This window comes from Streptomyces sp. NPDC058373 (assembly GCF_042723275.1).
GTDB lineage: Bacteria > Actinomycetota > Actinomycetes > Streptomycetales > Streptomycetaceae > Streptomyces.
Genome location: NZ_JBHXJE010000070.1, coordinates 1 through 19,102 on the forward strand (window position 1 = coordinate 1; position 19,102 = coordinate 19,102).

Consider the following 19,102-nt stretch of genomic DNA (forward strand, 5'->3'; position numbering starts at 1 on the left):
CGCCTTGATGCGACTGACCCTTGAGCTGTCAGTTTGTGAGGAGGTACCCCGGCGCGGCCCCACCCCACCCACGCACCGGAGGGACCGCGAACCCCGGCAGAGCCGCCACTCAAAGCCAACGCCGACCGAAAAAAATCCCAGCCCGGCCGGCGCTTGAGGCCATCTTGGACCGGCACGGTCAAGACGCGGCGCAGCCAAACCCCAGCCCGGCCGGCGCTTGAGGCCAATCAGTGACCGGCACGGTCAAGACGGGCAGGACCCCAAAGAACAGCCCGGCCGGCGCTTGAGGCCATCTTGGACCGGCACGGCCAAGTCGCGGCGCAGCCAAACCCCAGCCCGGCCGGCGCTTGAGGCCGGCAGGGAGGGGCCGCAGATCCCGGCCCAGGGGGAGGCCGACCCGGCCAGAAGGGGATCCCCCAGCCGGATCGGCCGGCCCGGCGAGGGCGAGCCGGGCAGGGCGGCTAGCCCTGGACGATGTCGGGCGCCCCGAGCCGAGCGGCATCGGCCGTCAGGTCGTCCGGCTGGCGCTGAGACTCGCGCTCGGCCTCGACCCGCATCTCGTAGTGGGCGACCTCGTTGTCGACCCGCTCGGGGTCCCAGCCGAGGACCGGCGCCACCAGCTCGGCGCACTCGCGCGCGCTGCGCGTCCCGCGGTCGAAGGTCTCGATGGAGATGCGGGTGCGGCGGGTGAGGATGTCGTCGAGGTGGTGGGCGCTCTCGTGGGTGGCGGCGTAGACGATCTCGGCACGGAGGTAGTCGTCGGCGTAGCGCAGCGGCTCCCCCAGCGAGGGGTCCTCGGCGACCAGTCGAAGCACCTCCTCCGTGAGGGTCCCGTACCGGTTGAGCAGGTGCTCGATGCGGACGACGTGCAGGCCGGTCCGGGCCGCGGTCCGGGCGCGGGCGTTCCACAGGGCCTGATAGCCCTCGGCGCCGAGCAGCGGCACCTCCTCGGTGACGCAGTCGGCGACGCGCTGGTTCAGGCCCCGTACGGCCTCGTCGACGGCGTCCTTGGCCATGACCCGGTACGTCGTGTACTTGCCCCCGGCGACGACGACCAGCCCCGGCACCGGGTGGGCCACGGTGTGCTCGCGGGAGAGCTTGCTGGTGGCGTCGGACTCCCCGGCGAGCAGCGGGCGGAGCCCGGCGTAGACGCCCTCCACGTCGTCCCGCGAGAGCGGCACCGCGAGGACGGTGTTGACGTGTTCCAGGACGTAGTCGATGTCGGCGCTGGAGGCGGCGGGGTGGGCCTTGTCGAGGTCCCACTCGGTGTCGGTGGTGCCGACGATCCAGTGGCGGCCCCAGGGGATGACGAAGAGCACCGACTTCTCGGTGCGCAGGATGAGGCCGGTGGTGGAGTTGATGCGGTCCTTGGGGACGACGAGGTGGATGCCCTTGGAGGCGCGGACGTGGAACTGGCCGCGCTCGCCGACCATGCCCTGGGTGTCGTCGGTCCACACCCCGGTGGCGTTGACGATCTGCTTGGCGCGGATCTCGTACTCGCCGCCGCTCTCCACGTCGGTGACCATGGCCCCGACCACCCGCTCCCCCTCGCGGAGGAACCCGGTGACGCGGGCCCCGTTGGCGACCTTGGCGCCGTACGCGGCGGCGGTGCGGGCCAGTGTGAGGACGTAGCGTGCGTCGTCCATCTGGGCGTCGTAGTACTGGAGGGCGCCGACCAGGGCGTCCTTGCGCAGGCAGGGGGCGACGCGCAGGGCGTGCCGGCGGCTGAGGTGGCGGTGGCCGGGCAGGCCGCGGCCGCGGCCGCGGGCCATCGCCATGCCGTCGTAGAGGGCGACGCCGGTCCCGGCGTAGACGCGCTCCCAGGCGGCGTGCTGGAGGGGGTAGAGGAAGGGCACCGGCTTGACCAGGTGCGGGGCGAGCCGGTCCAGGAGCAGGCCGCGCTCCTTCAGCGCCTCCCTGACCAGGGCGAAGTCGAGCATCTCCAGGTAGCGCAGGCCGCCGTGGATGAGTTTGCTGGAGCGGCTGGAGGTGCCGGACGCCCAGTCCCGGGCCTCGACGAGGCCGGTGGACAGGCCCCGGGTGACGGCGTCCAGCGCCGTCCCGGCGCCGACCACCCCACCGCCCACCACGAGGATGTCCAGTTCCCGCTCGGCCATCGCGGCGAGCGCCTCGGCCCGCTCGTCCGGCCCCAGTGTGCCTGTCCTCACCCGTAACCTCCCGTGACGTCTGTCTGGTCTGGTCTGGTGCCGCGGTGGCTGGGCGGACGCCCGCGGCCGGGCGCCAGGGGTGCCTTCGCACTCCCGCCGTCACCCGGTCGGCCCGGGCGGCTCGCCGGGGCGCACCCGGGCGGCCGAACCGCCTGCGGCAGGGTGCTCCCGGACGGCGTGGCGGTGCGGTGCGCCGGACGGGCCCACGGCGTTCGTGTGCCCGCTCCCCGGGCGGCCCACGCGCGGCCTCCCGGAAACCCGGTCCCTCTGCCCGAATTCTGACCCGGCTGTCCCGTATCGGCCACCGGCGGGACGACCGAGGGGCGTCCGGTCGGGGGTGCGCGACACTCCGGCGGGCCGACATGCGCGCGAGCCGCCCACCCAATACCGCGCAACGGTCATATGTATGCCTAGTGTGACATTCACGCAGGTCCGCGCCGGTCCCGCGGCGCCTCGGGGAGCCCGGACCGGGGCGCCCCGCGCTCGCCTGACGCTCCGGCCACTGGGAAGGACGGTCCACCGCCATGCCCGCAGACCTCGCCGTCATCGGACTCGGCTCGCACGGCCTGCCACTCGCCCAGGCCGCCGTCGGCGCGGGCGTCGACACCATCGGCTACGACCCGGCCCGCGCCCGCGACCTCGCCTCCGGCCGCCTCCCCGGCACCGGCGCCGAGGGCTCGCTCACCGCGGCCGACGTCCGCCGGATGCTCTCCGGCGGCTTCCGGCCCACCGCCGACCCGCGCGAGCTGGGCCGGGTCCGCACCGCCGTCATCTGCGCCCCGGCGCCCCCGGGCCCGTCCGGCGGTGTCGACCTGGCGCCGCTCGCGGAGGCCGCCCGCGACCTGGCCGCCCGGCTCCGCCCGCACACCACGGTCATCCTGGAGTCCCCGGCGGGCCCCGGCACCACCGAGGAGTTCCTCCGCCCGCTCCTGGAGGCGGGCTCGGGCCTGACCGCGGGCCGCGACTTCCACCTCGCCTACTCCCCCGGCCGCACCGACCCCGGCAACCGCACCCACGGCTACGCCGCCACCCCCAAGGTCATCGGCGGTCTCACCCCCGCCTGCACCGAGTCGGCCGCCGCCTTCTACGGCCGCCTCACCGACAAGGTGGTCCGCGCCCGCGGCCCCCGCGAGGCCGAGACCGTGCAGGTCCTGGAGACCAACTACCGGCACGTCAACCTCGCCCTGGTCAACGAGATGGCGGTGCTCTGCCACGACCTCGGCGTCGACCTCTGGGACGTCATCCGCTGCGCCGAGACCAAGCCCTTCGGCTTCCAGGCGTTCCGCCCGGGCCCCGGCGTCGGCGGCCACGGCCTGCCGCTGGACCCCAGCACCCTGCCGCACGCCGACGCCACCCCGGGCAACGGCCTGCGCATGGTCTCCCTGGCCCGCGACATCAACGCCCGCATGCCGCAGTACGTCATCCAGCGCGCCACCCAGCTCCTCAACGAGCACGGCAAGTCCGCCCGCGCCGCCCGCGTGCTGCTGCTCGGCGTCACCTACAAGCCGGACGTCGCCGACCAGCAGGGCTCCCCCGCCCGCGAGATCGCTCTCAGGCTCACCGAGCGCGGCGCCTCGGTCAGCTACCACGACCCGTACGTCCCGCACTGGACGCTCTCGGGCCACCCGGTGCCGCGCGCCGACTCCCTCTACGAGGCGGCGGCCGAGGCGGACCTGACGATCCTGCTCCAGAACCACCGCACGTACGACCTCCAGGGCCTCGCCGTGAAGGCGCAGCTCCTGCTCGACACCCGGGGCACCACCCCGGCGGGTGCCGCCCACCGCCTCTGACCCCGAAAACGCCGCTGCCCGGCACCCCCCTTCGGGGAGTGCCGGGCAGTCGTAGCCGTTCAGGCGGCCGGGTCAGCGCTTGTGGTGCGAGTCCGCCACCGTGACCTCGACGCGCTGGAACTCCTTCAGCTCGCTGTAGCCGGTGGTCGCCATCGACCGGCGGAGCGCGCCGAACATGTTCATGGAGCCGTCGGGGTTGCGGGACGGGCCGGTGAGGATCTCCTCGGTGGTGCCGACCATGCCGAGGTCGACCAGCTTGCCGCGCGGCACGTCCTCGTGGACGGCCTCCATGCCCCAGTGGTGCCCCTTGCCGGGCGCGTCGGTGGCGCGGGCCAGCGGGGAGCCCATCATCACGGCGTCGGCGCCGCAGGCGACGGCCTTCGGCAGGTCGCCGGACCAGCCCACGCCGCCGTCGGCGATGACGTGCACGTACCGGCCGCCGGACTCGTCCAGGTAGTCCCGGCGGGCGGCGGCCACGTCGGCGACGGCGGTGGCCATCGGGACCTGGATGCCGAGCACGTTGCGGGTGGTGTGGGCGGCGCCGCCACCGAAGCCGACCAGGACACCGGCGGCACCGGTCCGCATCAGGTGCAGGGCGGCGGTGTACGTGGCGCAGCCGCCGACGATCACCGGGACGTCCAGCTCGTAGATGAACTGCTTGAGGTTGAGCGGCTCGGCGGCGCCGGAGACGTGCTCGGCGGAGACAGTGGTGCCGCGGATGACGAAGATGTCGACCCCGGCGTCCACGACGGCCTTGGAGAACTGGGCGGTGCGCTGCGGGGAGAGGGCGGCGGCGGTGATGACGCCCGCGTCGCGGACCTCCTTGATCCGCCGGCCGATCAGCTCCTCCTGGATCGGCGCCTCGTAGATCTCCTGGAGGCGGCGGGTGGCGCGCTCCTCGTCCAGCTCGTCGGCGATCTCGTCCAGCAGCGGCTGGGGGTCCTCATAGCGGGTCCAGAGCCCTTCGAGGTTGAGCACGCCGAGGCCGCCCAGCTCACCGACGCGGATCGCCGTCTCGGGCGAGACGATGGAGTCCATGGGGGCGGCGAGGAAGGGAAGCTCGAAGCGGTAGGCGTCGATCTGCCAGGCGATCGAGACCTCCTTCGGGTCGCGGGTGCGGCGACTCGGGACGACGGCGATGTCGTCGAATGCGTACGCCCTCCGGCCGCGCTTGCCGCGCCCGATCTCGATCTCAGTCACTGGGTGGCCTTTCCTGGGGGTCTCAAGTCCATCAGTATTCCCTGCCCGCACGCCGAAGAGGCGGCCCGGTCCCCCGGGCCGCCTCTCGGCCTTGCGAGCGGGTCAGCGCTTGGCGGCGTAGTTCGGCGCCTCGACCGTCATCTGGATGTCGTGCGGGTGGCTCTCCTTGAGCCCCGCCGAGGTGATCCGGACGAACCGGCCGCGCTGCTGCAGCTCGGGGACGGTGGCGCCGCCGACGTAGAACATCGACTGGCGCAGACCGCCGACGAGCTGGTGCACGACCTGCGAGAGCGGGCCGCGGTAGGGCACCTGGCCCTCGATGCCCTCGGGGACCAGCTTCTCGTCGGAGGCGACGCCCTCCTGGAAGTACCGGTCCTTGGAGAACGACTTGCGGTCGCCGCGGGTCTGCATCGCACCGAGCGAGCCCATGCCGCGGTACGACTTGAACTGCTTGCCGTTGATGAAGAGCAGCTCGCCGGGCGACTCCTCGCAGCCGGCCAGCAGCGAGCCGAGCATCACCGTGTCGGCACCGGCGACCAGGGCCTTGGCGATGTCGCCGGAGTACTGGAGGCCGCCGTCGCCGATGACCGGGACACCGGCCGCCTGGGCGGCGAGGGAGGCCTCGTAGATCGCGGTGACCTGCGGGACGCCGATACCGGCGACGACGCGGGTGGTGCAGATGGAGCCCGGGCCGACACCGACCTTGACGCCGTCGGCGCCGGAGTCGACGAGCATCTGGGCGCCGTCGCGGGTGGCGATGTTGCCGCCGATGACGTCCACGCCGGAGCTGTTCGACTTGATCTTGGCGACCATGTCGCCGACCAGGCGGGAGTGGCCGTGCGCGGTGTCGACCACGATGAAGTCGACCCCCGCGCCGATCAGCGCCTGGGCGCGCTCGTAGGCGTCGCCCGCCACGCCGACGGCGGCGCCGACCAGCAGGCGGCCCTCGGAGTCCTTGGCGGCGTTCGGGTACTTCTCCGCCTTGACGAAGTCCTTGACGGTGATGAGGCCCTTGAGGACGCCCTCGTCGTCGACGAGCGGCAGCTTCTCGATCTTGTGGCGGCGCAGCAGCTCCATGGCGTCCACGCCCGAGATGCCGACCTTGCCGGTGACCAGCGGCATCGGTGTCATGACCTCGCGCACCTGGCGCGTACGGTCCGACTCGAAGGCCATGTCGCGGTTGGTGACGATGCCGAGCAGGCGGCCCGAACCGTCGGTGACCGGCACGCCGCTGATGCGGAACTTGGCGCAGATCGCGTCGGCCTCGCCGAGGGTGGCGTCGGGGTGGACCGTGATCGGGTCGGTGACCATGCCCGACTCGGAGCGCTTGACGAGGTCGACCTGGTTGGCCTGGTCCTCGATGGAGAGGTTGCGGTGCAGGACACCGGCGCCGCCCTGGCGGGCCATGGCGATGGCCATCCGCGCCTCGGTGACCTTGTCCATCGCGGCGGAGAGCAGCGGGACGTTGACCTTGACGTTCTTCGACAGGCGTGAAGTGGTGTCGATCTGGTCGGGCGCCATGTCCGACGCGCCCGGCAGCAGCAGCACGTCGTCGTAGGTCAGCCCGAGTGTCGCGAATTTCTCGGGCACTCCGTCGACGTTTGCAGTCATGACACCTTCCCCAAATGGCCTTGATCGGTGCGGATGTCCATGCTAACGGGATTCTGCCCGCTCCCATTCCACTCCTGGGAGACGGACGCGATGGCTCCGGACACATGTGTCCGACATCTCGCCCGCGGCTTCCCGGAGACCGCGCTCCTCCGGCCGCGACCGGCCCGGCTACTGCTCCGCCAGCGCCCGCAGCCGGCTCAGCGCCCGGTGCTGGGCGACCCGGACCGCGCCGGGGGACATCCCCAGCATCTGGCCGGTCTCCTCGGCGGTGAGGCCGACGGCGATCCGCAGCAGCAGCAGCTCGCGCTGGTTCTGCGGGAGGTTGGCGAGGAGCTGCTTGGCCCAGGCGGCGTCGCTGCTGAGCAGGGCGCGCTCCTCGGGGCCGAGCGAGTCGTCGGGCCGCTCGGGCATCTCGTCGGAGGGGACGGCGGTCGAGCCGGGGTGGCGCATCGCGGCGCGCTGGAGGTCGGCGACCTTGTGCCCGGCGATGGCGAAGACGAACGCCTCGAAGGGGCGCCCGGTGTCCTTGTAGCGCGGGAGGGCGAGGAGGACGGCTACGCAGACCTCCTGCGCCAGGTCCTCCACGAAATGGCGGGCGTCCCCCGGCAGCCGGGAGAGGCGGGTGCGGCAGTACCGCAGCGCCAGCGGGTGGACGTGCGCGAGCAGGTCGTGGGTGGCCTGCTCGTCACCCTCCACCGCACGATGGACGAGGCCGCCGATCGCCGTCGTCTCGTCGTCACGCATCGGTCCATGGTGCCTTGGCGCCGAACGATCCGGGACATCGCGTCCCTCGTTGTGCACCGAAGCGTTATGAGCAGGTGCGCCGGACCTCATCGACTGCGCCCTCCCCTGCCGCTCGACCGACTCGTTCCCGAGGAACTCCACCCCTCAAGGATGCGGCATCGGCGGGCGAACCGGTGCGAGCCGTCCTGGCGGGGCGGAGAAACGGGGGGTGTACGCCCCGTCCGCCGGACGGCGGACGGGGAGGGACCGGCAGGTCAGCGGACCAGGCCCCAGCGGAATCCCAGGGCCACGGCGTGAGCCCGGTCGGAGGCGCCGAGCTTCTTGAACAGGCGCCGGGCGTGCGTCTTGACGGTGTCCTCGGAGAGGAACAACTCGCGGCCGATCTCGGCGTTGGAGCGGCCGTGGCTCATCCCCTCCAGCACCTGGATCTCGCGCGCCGTGAGGGTGGGCGCGGCGCCCATCTCGGCGGAGCGCAGGCGGCGCGGGGCCAGGCGCCAGGTCGGGTCGGCGAGCGCCTGGGTGACGGTGGCCCGCAGCTCGGCGCGGGAGGCGTCCTTGTGGAGGTAGCCACGGGCGCCGGCCGCCACCGCGAGGGCGACCCCGTCGAGGTCCTCGGCGACGGTGAGCATGATGATGCGGGCGCCGGGGTCGGCCGAGAGCAGCCGCCGGACGGTCTCCACACCGCCGAGTCCGGGCATCCGGACATCCATGAGAATCAGATCGGAGCGGTCGGCGCCCCAGCGGCGGAGGACTTCCTCGCCGTTGGCCGCGGTCGTCACACGCTCGACACCGGGCACGGTGGCGACCGCCCGGCGGAGTGCCTCTCGGGCAAGCGGGGAGTCGTCGCAGACGAGGACGGATGTCATACCCGCCCTCCCGAGCTGATGCGCGTCACTTTGAGCCTCCAGGCTGGTACGTAATCGTCACCTGTGCGATCGACGCTCTCGGACACCTGCCCGAGAGCTTTTTCCTTCAATCGCCTAGCCCTCTCAACGACGGTCACCCGAAAGAGTTACGGGGTCACCGACCGTCTTCGGCACTCTACGTGAGGAGCCGGACACGGGGCGGTGAGGGCGCGGTCATCGAGGAGGGCCGTGCTGCACGAAATCTGCTATGCCCCATTTAGCGCCTCTTCTTCCCTTTTGGCAGTGTCTGTGACTAGATTCGCAATGAGTCATATTTTCATCTCCTAGGACAGTAGATGTGCGGTCTTCGAGGCCGAGCACCCGGGACACGCCCGGCGTGACCCCTCGAACCAGGGCCGTAACCACGTCAGCACGGCCGACACTGCTACGAGGGGACCAGTAATGGCTGATTTCTCCCGCCTTCCCGGACCGAACGCAGATCTGTGGGACTGGCAGCTTCTCGCCGCCTGCCGAGGCGTCGACAGCTCTCTCTTCTTCCATCCCGAGGGCGAACGGGGAGCCGCCCGCAGCGCCCGCGAGACCTCCGCCAAGGAGGTGTGCATGCGCTGCCCGGTGCGCGCGGAGTGCGCGGCGCACGCGCTCGCCGTCCGCGAGCCCTACGGCGTCTGGGGCGGCCTCACCGAGGACGAGCGCGAGGAGCTGATGGGCCGCGCCCGCTCCCGCCTCACCCCCGCCGGGGCCGTCCCGGCCCCCGGCCCCTCCCACGGCGGCCCTTCCTGAGCACGCCGCCACCCCCTCGCGAAGGAACGTTTTCCCTCGCGTCGCACGTCGCACGAGGCGCGGCGGCGGGGCGTCGCGGCCGACGGCGGATACGGCGGGCCCGCGACGTACGCGGCGCCGGGCGGATCGGCCGAGGAGCCGGGCCCCGGACCGCCCCGGAGCGGCGTGCTGGTCGGCCTACGAGGCCTCGTGCGGGTCGATTCCCCCGGCCCGGGCGCGTGGAGAGCCCCCGAGAACGCGGGTGAGCCCCGGCGGGCTCCTGCCTGCCGGGGCTCATGTCCGTACGGGCCGGCTCACCGTGCCGCGGTGGCCGCCAGGTGGTCCAGGGTCGCGGCGACGGCCGGGACCTGGGCGAGGTCGGGCAGGGTCAGGGCGACGATCTCGCGCTCCACGGCGGGCTCCACCACCACGCTCCGCACCCCCTTGGGGCGCAGCGACTCCAGCGCCAGTGCGGGCAGCACGGCGACCCCGAGCCCGGCCGCGACCAGGCCGAGCACCGCCGGGTAGTCGTCGGTGGCGAAGTCGATCCGGGGGGTGAACCCCTCGGTCTCGCAGACCTCCACCAACTGCCTGCGGCACCTCGGGCAGCCCGCGATCCACGGGTCGGCGGCCAGCTCGCCGATCCCCACCGCCTCGGACTCGGCGAGCCGGTGCCCCTCCGGGACCAGCCCGACCAGCCGGTCGGCGAGGAGCGGGCGGACCACCAGGTCGTCCCACTCGTCGGGGGCGGTGGCGCCCGCGTACCGGAAGGCGAGGGCGATGTCGCAGTCCCCGGCCCGCAGCAGTTCGGCCGAGCGCGGCGGCTCGGCCTCCTCCAGCGAGACCCGGGTGCCGGGATGGGCGGCGCGCAGGGCGGCGAGGGCGGCCGGGACCAGGGTGGAGCTGCCGCTGGGGAAGGAGACCAGGCGGACCCGGCCGGCCCGCAGCCCGGCGATGGCGGCGACCTCCTCCTCGGCGGCGGTCAGCCCGGCGAGGATGCCCGCGGCATGCCGGGTCAGCGCTTCACCCGCCTGGGTCAGGCGCATCTCGCGGCCGGTGCGGATGAGCAGCGGGGTGCCGGTGGAGCTCTCCAGGGCCTTCATCTGCTGGCTGACGGCCGGCTGGGTGCAGCCCAGCTCGCGCGCGGCGGCCGAGAAGGAGCCGGTGGCGGCGACGGCGCGCAGGACGCGCAGGTGGCGTGCCTCGATCATGGGTCGAGCATAAGCGAGTCTTGGGGGCGACCGGACATACCGACGGCGGGCTTTGATCCGTACGGCAGCCGGCCCGACCCACCGCCCGCCGCGAAGCCCCGCCGCCGTCAAGCCGCTTCGCCTCCGGCGGCCCGTCCGGGCGCCCCGCACCCCGCCCCCGCACGGCCCTGATCATCAACTCGTAGCCTGGCCCCTATGACTACGGCTCTGATTACGGGATCGACCGCGGGCATCGGCGCCGCCTTCGCCCGGCGGCTCGCCGCCTCCGGTACCGACGGGAGCGGGGCGGACCGGGGCCACGGCGCCGGGCACCACCTCGTCCTGGTGGCCCGGGACCGGGAGCGGCTGCGGCGGCAGGCGACCGAGCTCCACGACCGGCACGGTGTGGAGGTGGAGGTGCTGCCCGCGGACCTCGCCACCGACGAGGGAATCAGCGCCGTCGAGGCCCGCCTCGCCGACCGCACCCACCCCGTCGACCTGCTCGTCAACAACGCGGGCTTCGGCAACAAGGGCGGCTATCTGGAGGTACCGCTCGCCGACGAGCTGACCATGCTGAAGGTGCACTGCGAGGCGGTGCTGCGGCTCACCACCGCCGCCACCGCCTCGATGCGGGAGCGCGGGCGGGGCGGTGTCGTCAACGTCGCCTCGGTCGCCGCCTTCGTCCCGCGCGGCACCTACGGCGCCTCCAAGGCGTGGGTGGTGCAGTTCACCCAGGGTGCCGCCCACGACCTGGCCGGGTCGGGGGTGAGGCTGATGGCGCTCTGCCCCGGGTTCGTACGGACCGAGTTCCACGAGCGGGCGCGGATGGGCACCGACAACATCCCGGGGTGGATGTGGCTCGACGCGGACAAGCTGGTCGCCGCCGCCCTCGCCGACCTGGCCCGGGGCCGTACGGTCTCCATCCCGGACCCGCGCTACAAGGCGCTGATGGGCCTGGTGAAGCTGACCCCGCGCGCCCTGCTGACGGGGATGACCTCGCGTACCGGCCGCAAGTACGGGCCCCGGTAGCCCCCTGGCCCCGGGCGGCGTCCCGGGCACGCCGGAGGCCCGGCTCCCCGCGACGGGGAGCCGGGCCTCGGCTGCGGAAGGGGTCAGCCTCAGTGGCTGTGCCCGTGGCCGTGACCGGCCTCGGGCTCCTCCTCGGCCGGCTTCTCGACGACCAGGGTCTCGGTCGTCAGGAGCAGGGAGGCGATGGAGGCCGCGTTCTCCAGGGCGGAGCGGGTGACCTTGACCGGGTCGATGACGCCGGCCTTGACCAGGTCGCCGTACTCGCCGGTGGCCGCGTTGAAGCCCTGGCCCTTGTCGAGCTCCGCCACCTTGGTGGTGATGACGTAGCCCTCAAGCCCGGCGTTCTCGGCGATCCAGCGCAGCGGCTCGACGGCGGCGCGGCGGACGACCGCGACACCGGTGGCCTCGTCGCCGGTGCGGCCGAGGTTGTCGTCGAGGACCTTGACGGCGTGGACCAGAGCGGAGCCACCACCGGAGACGATGCCCTCCTCGACCGCGGCGCGGGTCGCGGAGATGGCGTCCTCCAGACGGTGCTTGCGCTCCTTCAGCTCGACCTCGGTGGCCGCGCCGACACGGATCACGCAGACGCCGCCGGCCAGCTTGGCGAGGCGCTCCTGGAGCTTCTCGCGGTCCCAGTCCGAGTCGGTCGACTCGATCTCGGCCTTGATCTGGGCGACGCGGCCCTGGACGTCCTCGGCGTTGCCGCCGCCGTCCACGATGGTCGTGTCGTCCTTGGTGACGGTGACGCGGCGGGCGGTGCCCAGCACGTCCATACCGGCCTGGTCGAGCTTGAGGCCGACCTCCTCGGCGATGACGGTGGCACCGGTGAGGGTGGCCATGTCGCCGAGCATCGCCTTGCGGCGGTCACCGAAGCCGGGCGCCTTGACGGCGACGGCGTTGAACGTGCCGCGGATCTTGTTGACCACCAGGGTCGACAGGGCCTCGCCCTCGACGTCCTCGGCGATGATCAGCAGCGGCTTGGAGCCACCCGCCTGGATGACCTTCTCCAGCAGCGGCAGCAGGTCCTGGATGGAACCGATCTTGCCCTGGTGGATCAGGATGTACGGGTCGTCGAGGACGGCCTCCATACGCTCCTGGTCGGTCACCATGTACGGCGACAGGTAGCCCTTGTCGAAGGCCATGCCCTCGGTGAAGTCCAGGTCGACACCGAAGGTGTTGGACTCCTCGACGGTGATGACACCGTCCTTGCCGACCTTGTCCATCGCCTCGGCGATGAGCTCGCCGACCTGCTTGTCCTGCGCGGAGAGCGCGGCGACGGCGGCGATGTCGGACTTGTCGTCGATCGGGCGCGCGGTGTCGAGCAGCTCGGCGGAGACGGCGGCGACCGCGGCGTCGATGCCCTTCTTCAGGGCGGCCGGGGAGGCACCGGCGGCGACGTTGCGCAGGCCCTCGCGGACCAGCGCCTGGGCCAGCACGGTGGCGGTGGTGGTGCCGTCACCCGCGATGTCGTTGGTCTTGGTCGCCACCTCCTTGACGAGCTGGGCGCCGAGGTTCTCGTACGGGTCGTCGCACTCGACCTCACGGGCGATGGTGACGCCGTCGTTGGTGATGGTCGGGGCGCCGAACTTCTTGTCGATGACGACGTTGCGGCCCTTGGGGCCGATGGTCACCTTGACGGTGTCGGCGAGCTGGTTCACGCCGCGCTCAAGGGCGCGACGGGCGTCCTCGTCGAACTTCAGAATCTTCGCCATGGGAGCTTTTCGAATCCTCTCGGAGCGGCCTGCCGCCGCGCTCTCGAAATGAAACGCGCCCCTCGCCACCCGGCAAACACTCGCGGGGGCCAGGGGCGCGCTTCAGGAAAAAGGTGGAGTCTGCCGTCCGGTCTGGCGACCGGACGCCTCCGGCCTGCTACTTCTCGATGATGGCGAGAACGTCGCGGGCCGAGAGGACGAGGTACTCCTCGCCGTTGTACTTGACTTCGGTGCCGCCGTACTTGCTGTACAGCACGACGTCGCCGGTCTTGACGTCGAGCGGCAGGCGCTCGCCGTTCTCGAAGCGGCCCGGGCCCACAGCGAGGACGACGCCCTCCTGGGGCTTCTCCTTCGCGGTGTCCGGAATGACCAGGCCCGAAGCCGTGGTCTGCTCGGCGTCGAGCGGCTGGACCACAATGCGGTCCTCAAGCGGCTTGATGGCAACCTTGGAGCTGGCGGTCGTCACGATCCGACCTCCCCCTTCGGAGATCTCACGGGGTTAACTGATCTGAGTGTGGCGACCAGGTCGATCCGTCGTCGCGGGTGCCGGACCTGCCCGTCGCTGTGTTGGCACTCTCCTTCGGGGAGTGCCAGACCTGAGACTATGACCGCGATTAGCACTCGGTCAAGCGGAGTGCCAATGCGCGCGGCGCGCGCCGGCACTTGCCCGCCTGCGAACGGGCCCCTCCGCCCGAACCTCAGCCGTCCACCGGGCCCTCACGCCGGGGCTGATCCCGACCCCAGCCACCCCGAGCCCGGCCCGCGTTCGAGGCCATCAGTGACCGGCCCGGCCGCACGGCGCCGCACCAGACCCAGCCCGGCCGACGCTTGAGGCCACCCGGCTCGGCCGGGCCGAAGACTCGCCGCTCCGCGGCTCATCGGGCTCAAGCGCCGGCCGGGCTGAAATGTGGCCTCAAGCGTCGGCCGGGCTGAGGTCGGCCGGGCCGAGGCTCAGACGTAATCCTCCAGCCGGGCCACGGCGTACCCCTTCGCCGTGATCACCTTCATGGCCTGCCGCACCATGTCCGGCATGCTCCCGTCCCAGTCGTCCGTCCCCCGGAAATGGGTGAGGATGATGTCCCCGGGATGCAGATCCCGGTCCCATTCGCGGTAGTCGACCCGGTCGGTGAACGCCTCGGCGTTCCACAGCGGGACCGCCTCGATGCCGCACTCCTTCGCCGCCTTGAGGGTGTCCTGGTTGTAGTTGCCGTAGGGCGGCCGGAAGAGCCGGGGCCGTTTGCCGTACTGCTTCTCGATGGTGTCCTGCATGCCGCAGATCTGGTGGTGCTGCTCCTCGTAGGAGAGCCCGGGCAGGTAGGGGTGGTCGAGGGTGTGGTTGTGGAGGGCGGTGCCCTGCTTCTGCATGGCGCGGAAGTACCCGTAGTCCTCGCTGGCCAGGTAGTCGCTGAGGAACGCCGAGTAGGGGATGTCGAGTTCCTCCATCATCCGCAGGAACTCGGGGTCCTTCTCGGCCCCGTCGTCGATGGTCAGGAAGACCACCCGCTCCTTGACGGGGACGGTGGTGAAGACGTGCGGCAGGTTCTCCTGGCCCGCGACCTCGAAGCCGTCGCGCGTACTGAGGGTGGGTTTGGCCTCGGGCGGGGCGGGCGCGGTCAGCGGCACCTGCGCCAGGCCCCACTTCCGGGCGGCGGCGGCGATGGCGGCCTGCTTCTTGGCCAGCCGTCCCGCCTTGGTCTCCGGCGCGGGCCCCTGCTGCCCGGAGGCCCCCGGTGCGCCCGCCCCCGCGGGCCCGCCCTCCGCGCCGAGGGCACACCCGGAGAGCAGCGCGGCGGCGGTGAGCCCGGCGGCGACGAGCCGGGCGGTACGGGTGCGGCGCAGCAGGCCGCCAGAGCGGCGCCCCGACCCGACCCTTTGATCCTTTTGTCGTACTTGTCCCATGAGGCCGCATCCTGGCAGCGCCCCGCGCCCCCACCGCCCCGACACCGCGAGTGGCGGGCCCCGGTCCACCGAGTGGCCGACAGGGGGCGGGAGGGGCGGGGTACGCCCCGGCGGAGTGGAGCCGCCCCCGCCTCCCGGAGAATGGCCGGGTGACCGATCTGGACTCCTTCACCGCCCTGCTCACCCCCGAGGGCCGCGCCCTGCTCGACGCCGTCGCGGGGCACGACCCGGCCGACGAGCTGGCCACCGCGACCCGGCTGCGCCGCGACCACCCGGCGCCGCTGGTCTCGGCCGCGCTGGGACAGGCGCGGCTGCGGCAGCGGGCGGCGGTCAAGTTCGGTCCGGACGCGGCCCGGATGTTCTTCACCCCGCACGGCGTGGAGCAGGCGACCCGTACCGCGGTCGCCGCCCACCGCGCGGCCCGGCTGGCGGCGCTCGGCGTCCGTACCGCGGCCGACCTGTGCTGCGGGATCGGCGGCGACGCGATCGCTCTGGCACGGGCCGGGGTGCGGGTCCTCGCGGTCGACCGGGATCCGGTGACGGCGGCCGTGGCGCGGGCCAACGCGGAGGCGCTGGGGCTGGCCGACCTGATCGAGGTCCGCGAGGCGGAGGTGGCCGAGGTGGACACCTCCGGCTGCGACGCGGTCTTCGTCGACCCCGCGCGCCGGGGCGGACGCGGCGGCCGGGTCTTCGACCCCGAGGCGTACTCCCCGCCGCTCTCCTGGGCGGTCGAGGCGGCGCTGCGCGCCCCCGCGGCCGCCCTGAAGATCGCGCCGGGCGTCCCGCACGAGACGATCCCGCCGCAGGCCGAGGCCGAGTGGATCTCGTACGGCGGGGAGGTGAAGGAGGCCGTGCTGTGGTTCGGCGGCGCCCACGCGCCCGAGGGCGTACGCCCGGCACCCGGTTCGGTCCGGGCCACCCTGCTGCCCGCCGGCGACCAGCTCTGGAGCCCCGAGCCGCCGCCGGACGTGGCGGCGGGCCCCGTGGGGCGCTACCTCTACGAGCCGGACGGCGCCGTGATCCGCGCGCACCAGGTCGCGGAGGTCGCCGAGCGGGTCGGCGGCCACCTGCTCGACGAGACGATCGCCTACGTCACCTCGGACATCCTCCACCCGACCCCGTTCGCCACCGCGTACGAGATCACCGACGTGCTCCCGTTCAACCTCAAGCGCCTCAAGGCCCTGCTGCGGGAGCGTGAGGTCGGCGTCCTCACTGTGAAGAAACGGGGTTCGGCGGTGGAGCCGGAGGAGGTGCGCCGCCGGATGAAGCTGCGCGGGCCGCACGCGGCGACGGTCTTCCTCACCCGGGTGGCGGGGGCTCCGACGATGCTGGTGGGCGGGCCCGTCTCCAGCCCGGCCGGCGGTTGAGGCCACCACCCGCAGCCCAGCCCGGCGGGGGAACCGGAACAACCCCCTCCCCGCTTCCCCAAGGAACTTCTGCAAAAACTCCTTTGCAAACCTCCCCACCCTGCCTACGCTCCCCCCATGACCCAGCAGACACCCCCAGAGCCGCCCCCCGCAGGGACAAGCCCAGCCACTCCGACGGCATCCCCTGCCGGTCCCGTCCGCCGGGTCGACATCGGCCGCGATCCCGCCGCCCTCAAGGCCCTCACCCACCCCCTGCGGATCAAGCTCCTCGGGCTGCTGCGCACCGACGGCCCCGCCACCGCCAGCGAACTGGCGGCCTCCACCGGCGAGACCTCCGCCTCCACCAGCTACCACCTGCGGGTTCTGGCCCGGCACGGCTTCGTCACCGAGGCCGACCACCGGGACGCCCGCGAACGCCGCTGGCGCTCGGCCCACGACCTGACCGTCTGGGACAACGACGCGTTGTACGAACCCCCCGGCGCCGAGGTCTTCCTCTCCTCCTCCCGCCGCCAGCAGGTGGAGCACCTGGGCCGCTCCCTGGACCGGTATGAGGCCGACCTGGCCGCCGGGCGGCTCGACCCTGCCTGGCGTACCGCCGCCCACCTCAACGACTACCTCCTGCACCTCACCCCCGCCTCGGCCGCCCGGCTCGCGGAGGAGTTCAGCGCCCGCGCGACGGAGCTGGCCGCCCGCGACGACGGGGACCCGGAGGCCGCGCCGGTCGTCGTGGTCACCGCCGGGATCCCGCTGGCGACGGCCCGCGCCGTACCGGGGAAGCCGCCCGCGCGAGACAATCCGAGGACGGAGACGCCCCGTGACCGCGACCGCCCCCGCAGCGCACCTCCTCACCCCCGAGGTGGCCCGGCGCCGCTACGCCACCGTCTGCGCCCTCTTCTGGTTCCCCATCGGCCTCTACGTCCCCTCGCTCGTCCTCCTCCTCGGCGAGCGCGGCCTCGCCCTCGCCGCCGTCGCCGCCCTGCTCAGCGCGCAGGGGCTGACCGTGGCCGCCCTCGAACTGCCCACCGGCGGCCTCTCCGACGTGCTGGGCCGCAAGGCGGTCCTGGCCACCGGCGGCGTCCTCTGCCTCGCCGCCTTCGTCCTCCTCGGCCTCGGCACCGCCCCCTGGCTGCTGATCACCGCCATCCTCCTGATGGCCACCTCCCGCGCCCTCGCCTCCGGCCCGGCCGAGGCCTGGTACGTCGACATGGCCCAGACCCACTCCGGCCCCGACGCCGAGCTGCGCTCCGGCCTCTCCCGGGGCAGCGCCGCCATGTCCGCCTCGCTGGCGGTCGGCACGCTGCTGGGCGGCCTGATCCCCTGGCTCCTCGGCTCCACCGGCGTCGCCGAGGCCACCGGGGGCGTGATCGTGCCGCTCTCGGTGCCCGCCCTGATCGGGGCCGCCGTTGAGCTCTGCTACATCGGCGTCCTGCTGCGGCTCCCCGAACCGCCCCGTCCGCCGGCCACGCTGCGCTCGGTCCTCGGCGGCGTCCCCGGCACCATCGTCTCCGGCGTCCGCCTCGCCACCGGCGAGCGGGTGGTCCGCAAGGTCGTTTTGACCACCGCCGCCGTCGGCGCGGCCCTCGGCGCCATCGAACTCCTCACCCCGGGCCGGGCCGCCGGGATCACCGGCGCCTCCGAGTCGGGCGCCGTCGTCTACGCCGGACTCGCCACCGCCGGTTTCGCCAGCTCCGCGCTGGGCGCCCGCCTCGCCCCGCTGGTCGCCCGCCTCGCCGGGAGCAGCGGCCGGGCCGTCCTCGCCTCGCTCGCCGGAATGACGTGCGGCCTGGCCCTGCTGGGCGTTACGGCACCCGGCGACGGCCAGTCCGCCTCCACCCCGGCCGTCGTCACCGGGATCCTCGGCTACGTCCTGGTCTACCTCTGCCTCGGCTCGGCCGGCCCCAACGAGAACGACCTGCTCCACCACCGCGTCGCCAGCTCGGCCCGCGCCACCGCCCTCTCCGTCCAGTCCCTCGCCCTGCAGGCCGTCGCCGCCCTCGGCGGCCTGGTCGCGGGCGTCCTGCCGCTCGGCCCGCTCCCGCTGCTACTGACGGCGGCCGTGGTGGGTGCGGGTGCCCTGATGTGGGTACGCGCGGTACCGGACGGACCACCACCCGGTCATCCGGATGGCGCCGACGCACTCGCGGCGTCCGCCGCCAGCGGCGAACCTGTCGCTGAGCGAGCCGTCGGCCGGGAGAAGGGCACCAGATGAGCGACAGCGAAGACTTCGACGCCTTCGGCGACGACGTGTACCAGCCGCAGGGCCAGGACGACACGGACGACACCGACATCTTCGACGAGGAAGACACCCTCATGAACACCGGTGTCGACAACCCTCTGGACGAGGGTTACTCGCCCCCGGAGAAACCCCGTGCGGTCGAGCACACCGGCACCACGGCCAACGAGGAGCGGGAAGGAGAGAGCCTGGACGAGCGCCTCACCGAGGAGATCCCCGACGTCCAGGTACCGCGCGGCGACGGCATCGGCGACGCCCTCGACACCGACGGCGAACCCCTCGACGACGAGGTCGGCGACTTCCGGGCGGGCCGCCTGGTCGCCCCGGACGAGGGCGCCCACGAGGACGCCGAGAAGGACATAATCGCCGAGGACGTGGGGATCGACGGGGCCGCCGCCTCCGCCGAGGAGGCGGCCGTGCACATCGTCGAGGAGGACGCGGACGACGTCTGACCTCCCCGGCGGGCACGGCCCGGCCGGCCCGCCGCCGACCGGCTCGTACGCGAAGGCCGGGCGCCCCCTTCGGGAGGGGCGC

General features: G+C 73.1%; 15 protein-coding genes and 1 pseudogene. 7 read left to right on the forward strand and 9 right to left on the reverse strand.

Annotated elements, in window-relative coordinates; translation table 11 throughout:
- Positions 1-461 precede the first annotated feature (461 nt).
- Positions 462-2,168: a glycerol-3-phosphate dehydrogenase/oxidase gene (locus tag ACFWMZ_RS26835; protein WP_383183790.1), complete on the reverse strand. Its 1,707-nt coding sequence runs from the start codon at positions 2,166-2,168 to the stop codon at positions 462-464.
- A 524-nt stretch (positions 2,169-2,692) separates the two neighbouring features.
- On the opposite strand from ACFWMZ_RS26835, the gene ACFWMZ_RS26840 reads away from it, so the two are divergent.
- Complete coding sequence (locus ACFWMZ_RS26840) at positions 2,693-3,958, forward strand: nucleotide sugar dehydrogenase (protein WP_383183792.1); 1,266 nt, start codon at positions 2,693-2,695, stop codon at positions 3,956-3,958.
- 72 nt (positions 3,959-4,030) lie between these two features.
- Here ACFWMZ_RS26840 and ACFWMZ_RS26845 read toward each other — a convergent pair whose 3' ends face one another.
- The 4 genes from ACFWMZ_RS26845 to ACFWMZ_RS26860 all read right to left on the reverse strand — a co-directional run bounded on the left by ACFWMZ_RS26845 (position 4,031) and on the right by ACFWMZ_RS26860 (position 8,379).
- Positions 4,031-5,158: a GuaB3 family IMP dehydrogenase-related protein gene (locus ACFWMZ_RS26845; protein ID WP_383183794.1), complete on the reverse strand. Its 1,128-nt coding sequence runs from the start codon at positions 5,156-5,158 to the stop codon at positions 4,031-4,033.
- Between the two features lie 102 nt (positions 5,159-5,260).
- Entirely contained in the window at positions 5,261-6,769 is a 1,509-nt protein-coding gene (guaB, locus tag ACFWMZ_RS26850; protein ID WP_383183797.1) for an IMP dehydrogenase, read from the reverse strand.
- A gap of 168 nt (positions 6,770-6,937) precedes the next feature.
- A complete protein-coding gene (locus tag ACFWMZ_RS26855; protein WP_003948567.1) occupies positions 6,938-7,513 on the reverse strand; it encodes a sigma-70 family RNA polymerase sigma factor in 576 nt (191 codons plus the stop codon).
- 254 nt (positions 7,514-7,767) lie between these two features.
- A complete protein-coding gene (locus tag ACFWMZ_RS26860; RefSeq protein WP_003948568.1) occupies positions 7,768-8,379 on the reverse strand; it encodes a response regulator transcription factor in 612 nt (203 codons plus the stop codon).
- A 441-nt stretch (positions 8,380-8,820) separates the two neighbouring features.
- On the opposite strand from ACFWMZ_RS26860, the gene ACFWMZ_RS26865 reads away from it, so the two are divergent.
- A complete protein-coding gene (locus ACFWMZ_RS26865) occupies positions 8,821-9,159 on the forward strand; it encodes a WhiB family transcriptional regulator (protein WP_383183799.1) in 339 nt (112 codons plus the stop codon).
- Positions 9,160-9,452: 293 nt separating this feature from the next.
- Here ACFWMZ_RS26865 and ACFWMZ_RS26870 read toward each other — a convergent pair whose 3' ends face one another.
- On the reverse strand, positions 9,453-10,349 hold the full coding sequence (locus ACFWMZ_RS26870) for a LysR family transcriptional regulator (RefSeq protein ID WP_383183801.1): 897 nt from the start codon (positions 10,347-10,349) through the stop codon (positions 9,453-9,455).
- 195 nt (positions 10,350-10,544) lie between these two features.
- On the opposite strand from ACFWMZ_RS26870, the gene ACFWMZ_RS26875 reads away from it, so the two are divergent.
- A complete protein-coding gene (locus ACFWMZ_RS26875) occupies positions 10,545-11,357 on the forward strand; it encodes an SDR family NAD(P)-dependent oxidoreductase (protein ID WP_383183803.1) in 813 nt (270 codons plus the stop codon).
- Positions 11,358-11,446: 89 nt separating this feature from the next.
- Here ACFWMZ_RS26875 and groL read toward each other — a convergent pair whose 3' ends face one another.
- From groL to ACFWMZ_RS26890, 3 genes are all read right to left on the reverse strand, one after another.
- Positions 11,447-13,069: a chaperonin GroEL gene (gene groL, locus ACFWMZ_RS26880; protein ID WP_383183805.1), complete on the reverse strand. Its 1,623-nt coding sequence runs from the start codon at positions 13,067-13,069 to the stop codon at positions 11,447-11,449.
- A 157-nt stretch (positions 13,070-13,226) separates the two neighbouring features.
- Positions 13,227-13,535 carry a co-chaperone GroES gene (gene groES / locus ACFWMZ_RS26885; protein WP_003948573.1) on the reverse strand — a complete coding sequence of 103 codons (309 nt, stop codon included), beginning with the start codon at positions 13,533-13,535 and terminating at the stop codon, positions 13,227-13,229.
- Positions 13,536-14,020: 485 nt separating this feature from the next.
- The gene (locus tag ACFWMZ_RS26890) at positions 14,021-14,968 is read right to left on the reverse strand and encodes a polysaccharide deacetylase family protein (protein ID WP_383204708.1); all 948 of its coding nucleotides are present in this window, start codon (positions 14,966-14,968) and stop codon (positions 14,021-14,023) included.
- A 149-nt stretch (positions 14,969-15,117) separates the two neighbouring features.
- Here ACFWMZ_RS26890 and ACFWMZ_RS26895 point away from each other — a divergent pair, with 149 nt between their 5' ends.
- The 4 genes and pseudogenes from ACFWMZ_RS26895 to ACFWMZ_RS26910 all read left to right on the forward strand — a co-directional run bounded on the left by ACFWMZ_RS26895 (position 15,118) and on the right by ACFWMZ_RS26910 (position 19,020).
- On the forward strand, positions 15,118-16,335 hold the full coding sequence (locus ACFWMZ_RS26895; RefSeq protein ID WP_383204711.1) for an SAM-dependent methyltransferase: 1,218 nt from the start codon (positions 15,118-15,120) through the stop codon (positions 16,333-16,335).
- 117 nt (positions 16,336-16,452) lie between these two features.
- Positions 16,453-16,662, forward strand: a pseudogene (locus ACFWMZ_RS26900) (hypothetical protein); the annotation flags it as partial.
- 487 nt (positions 16,663-17,149) lie between these two features.
- The gene (locus tag ACFWMZ_RS26905) at positions 17,150-18,544 is read left to right on the forward strand and encodes an MFS transporter (RefSeq protein WP_383204714.1); all 1,395 of its coding nucleotides are present in this window, start codon (positions 17,150-17,152) and stop codon (positions 18,542-18,544) included.
- Entirely contained in the window at positions 18,541-19,020 is a 480-nt protein-coding gene (locus ACFWMZ_RS26910; RefSeq protein ID WP_383183816.1) for a DUF5709 domain-containing protein, read from the forward strand. The genes ACFWMZ_RS26905 and ACFWMZ_RS26910 overlap by 4 nt, the downstream gene beginning before the upstream one ends.
- The last annotated feature ends 82 nt before the right edge of the window (positions 19,021-19,102 follow it).

Bases quoted from the DNA above. Each gene is read 5' to 3' on its own strand.
- ACFWMZ_RS26855 (WP_003948567.1), bottom strand. From the start codon at position 7,513: ATGCGTGACGACGAGACGACGGCGATCGGCGGCCTCGTCCATCGTGCG.
- ACFWMZ_RS26910 (WP_383183816.1), top strand. From the start codon at position 18,541: ATGAGCGACAGCGAAGACTTCGACGCCTTCGGCGACGACGTGTACCAG.
- ACFWMZ_RS26875 (WP_383183803.1), top strand. From the start codon at position 10,545: ATGACTACGGCTCTGATTACGGGATCGACCGCGGGCATCGGCGCCGCC.
- guaB (WP_383183797.1), bottom strand. From the start codon at position 6,769: ATGACTGCAAACGTCGACGGAGTGCCCGAGAAATTCGCGACACTCGGG.
- ACFWMZ_RS26840 (WP_383183792.1), top strand. From the start codon at position 2,693: ATGCCCGCAGACCTCGCCGTCATCGGACTCGGCTCGCACGGCCTGCCA.
- groL (WP_383183805.1), bottom strand. From the start codon at position 13,069: ATGGCGAAGATTCTGAAGTTCGACGAGGACGCCCGTCGCGCCCTTGAG.
- ACFWMZ_RS26865 (WP_383183799.1), top strand. From the start codon at position 8,821: ATGGCTGATTTCTCCCGCCTTCCCGGACCGAACGCAGATCTGTGGGAC.
- ACFWMZ_RS26870 (WP_383183801.1), bottom strand. From the start codon at position 10,349: ATGATCGAGGCACGCCACCTGCGCGTCCTGCGCGCCGTCGCCGCCACC.
- ACFWMZ_RS26860 (WP_003948568.1), bottom strand. From the start codon at position 8,379: ATGACATCCGTCCTCGTCTGCGACGACTCCCCGCTTGCCCGAGAGGCA.
- ACFWMZ_RS26890 (WP_383204708.1), bottom strand. From the start codon at position 14,968: ATGGGACAAGTACGACAAAAGGATCAAAGGGTCGGGTCGGGGCGCCGC.